Below are 3,106 nucleotides of genomic sequence, written 5' to 3'. Positions count from 1 at the left end.
AAAATAATGTTCAAAAATAAAGATCATTAAAGAAGTAGCTATAAATTTGCCCATTCTAAATAGCGAAGAGTCTTGATTTTTAACCTATCATTTTTATGAAGGTTCATTCACTGATCCATGTTTCTGCTTCAAGAAGCTCTTCATTCTTATAGGTTCTCACCGGAAAAGGAACAATAAACTTAAAGATTTCAACGGCAACATTCATCCAGTCCACGTCTGAAACAACTGCAATCTTTTCAAAGTCTGTAATGTTCAGTATGCCAACTTTGGCATCTTCCAGCATGGCATTAAGGGTAAACCACTCGAGTTCCTTATCCATGTGATAAAGAATACGAACCTTACCATACTTCTTGATTTTGTCCTCAACAGCAGGAATTAATACATTTTTGTAGTCATCCCCAGTTACTTCTCCACTTACATTGACTGCTACGACATTTCCCGGCAAACCCTGCATGATCTCTATCATTTAACTCCCCCTTTAGTATACAAGAACTGTAGCGCCCCACAAGATATTCAAATGGCTTTTCCTGCAAATTGCTATCCGATAGCAATTCAATATAATTTTCTTAGCCTTATGCCATTAGAGTTTTGAGTTTTTAAGTTGAGTTTTTAAGTTGAGTTTTTGAGTTGAGTTTTTAGTTTGAGTTTTTAGTTTGAGTTTTTAGTTTGAGTTTTTAATTTATTAATTTGAATGAATATAAACTTTGACTCGGACCATTATATTCATATCATATTCAAAAGATTTATCATGAAAAATAAATAGGATTTATGCGGTTGAACTGAGAAAACAATGGTATCATAACCAGGAAATAATTGAAAGAAGATAAATAAAAATCAATAGAAACAAATCGATAATTATAATTAAAGCTGTAGATCGAAACATATGACCTGCAAGATAAGATCAAAGGTTTGAAAATCCATGCGGATATTAGGCTGGTTTGATATATCCGTCATTCAAGGATTTAAATCAAAAAATTACCTTATTGTAAGGAGATTAGAGCGAATATGAAACCTGCACAGAATTCCAGAAGATCTTTTCATCTTTCCCTCTTTCAGGGAATATTACCCCTCAAATCCAAACAAATACCCCTGGAAATTATCGCAGGGATAACATTCGCAGCGTTTGCCATCCCCGAAGTTATGGGATACACTAAAATTGCAGGCATGCCTGTAGTTACTGGAATCTACACAATCCTGTTTCCAATGTTAGCTTTTGCCATTTTTGGTTCATCTCGCCATCTTGTCGTTGGCGCCGATTCCGCAACCGCGGCAATTATAGCAAGTGGACTAACAACGATAGCCGTGCCGGGATCTTCACAATATGTCGCATATGCAAGCGCAATCGCTCTACTCGTAGCAATCTTGCTTTTCCTTGGAGGTTTGTTCCAACTTGGTTTTCTCGCTGACTTCCTCTCCTACACGGTTTTGATAGGATTTCTCACAGGTGCTGGTATCTACATCTCTATATCACAGATTAGCGGGATGCTTGGGATACCTTCAGAACCAGATGGAACATCTGTGCAGATCATCTCTTTAGTAAGAAACCTCTTTCTTACAAATACTCCCACACTCCTGGTCTCATTATCCGTAATTGGGGTTATTGTTCTTGGCGAAAAGCTCAGCCACAAATTTCCAGGTTCACTAATAGCGATTATTGGTGCAATTGCTGCAAGCCGGATATTAGACCTTTCCTCTTATGGGATTAGCGTCCTTGGCACAGTACCACAAGGTCTGCCACAAATTTCTTTTCCTCAAATCCCGCTTTCAAATTTCCCAGAGATCTTTAACATATCCATTTCTTGTTTTGTTATTATCCTTGCCCAGAGTGCTGCAACATCTCGTGCTTATGCCATTAAGTTTTCCGACACTTTTAATGAAAATACGGATCTCATTGGATTGAGCCTTGCTAACGCAGCAGCAGGGATATCAGGGACTTTCGTTGTCAACGGCAGTCCAACCAAGACTGAAATGATCAAAAATGCCGGAGGTCGGACACAGCTTACTCAGCTCACAACGGTCTTCACTGTTATATTAGTACTGTTGTTCTTTACCGGACCATTCGCCTATTTACCCACAGCTGTACTTTCGTCTATGGTATTCCTTATTGGTTTGCATCTTATCGATATCGAAGGAATGACCGCCCTTCACAAACAGCGGCCTGTAGAGTTTGCTGTTGCCTTGATAACGGCTATAACGGTAGTAGTTATAGGTGTCGAGCAGGGAATCCTTATAGCTATTGTACTCTCGATCATTGCTCACCTGCGACATAGTTACAGGCCACTGAACCTTCTGCTTGTTCCAAAGGCAGGAGGGGCAATGAAGACATTTCCACTAGAAAGTGGACAGCAAGCTGTTGAAGGACTGTTAATCTACCGTTTTGGTTCAAACCTCTACTTTGCTAACGAAGGCCGCTTCGCGGAAGAAATAATAGATCTTGCCATAAAAAATGGTTCACTTAAATGGTTTTGCATTTCTGCCACAAACATTGGAGATATCGATTTCACTTCTGCAGAGACGCTCAAAAAAGTGTATACACAACTGCAAAAACTGGAAATTACTCTTGTATTAAGTGAAGTAGTACAGCCTGTGATGAATGAGCTGGATCGAGACGGCATAACTCAAATGATTGGTAAAGACCATATCTTTGAGTCAGTTCAGGATGTTATAGAGGCATATAAAAAATCAACAGATGGTTCGTTACGCTAGATCTACAGATAATTTTTCACACTAATTTTAAAACTTCAACTTTTTTCAGTGCCCGGAATTTCTGCGCTGTTTTCTTCTCCGGCTCCGGCAATTTCCTGAGAAGAAGGCAGGAACGTATCGACTGCTCTATACCAGCTTCTACTTATATACATTTGAGTTCCTGAATTTCGAACTCAAGAGGCTCACAGTACATATTCATCATAACATGTATATCTTCTTCGTCTCCGGGTTCTCCCATGGTAAAAGAAAGGGCTCTTGCACGAGGGTCGTCCCAGCCTGGACTGTAGAGCTTGCACCCGTGCCAGGAAATATCTTTTAGCCCACGTTCGTTTTCTTTGCCTGTAAAATATGCCAGATTATAAAAGATTACTGCTTAGTTATAACAGATTATTGCTTAAAC

Annotated in this window: 2 protein-coding genes; one reads left to right on the top strand and one right to left on the bottom strand. The window is 39.4% G+C overall.

The genetic code is table 11. The features are described 5' to 3' along the window. Nucleotides 1–103: 103 nt before the first annotated feature. On the bottom strand, nucleotides 104–466 hold the full coding sequence (locus A9239_RS12485; RefSeq protein ID WP_048117404.1) for an STAS/SEC14 domain-containing protein: 363 nt from the start codon (nucleotides 464–466) through the stop codon (nucleotides 104–106). Between the two features lie 539 nt (nucleotides 467–1,005). Between A9239_RS12485 and A9239_RS12480 the strand changes: the two genes are divergently transcribed. Beyond that, nucleotides 1,006–2,706, top strand: a complete 1,701-nt coding sequence (locus A9239_RS12480) for a SulP family inorganic anion transporter (protein ID WP_048117402.1) — start codon at nucleotides 1,006–1,008, stop codon at nucleotides 2,704–2,706. Nucleotides 2,707–3,106: the final 400 nt, after the last annotated feature.

Origin of the sequence: Methanosarcina sp. A14 (assembly GCF_001729375.1) — an archaeon.
Lineage (GTDB): Archaea > Halobacteriota > Methanosarcinia > Methanosarcinales > Methanosarcinaceae > Methanosarcina > Methanosarcina barkeri.
The sequence above is the reverse complement of the archived record's forward strand: the minus strand, read 5'-3'. Positions and strand labels throughout refer to the sequence as shown.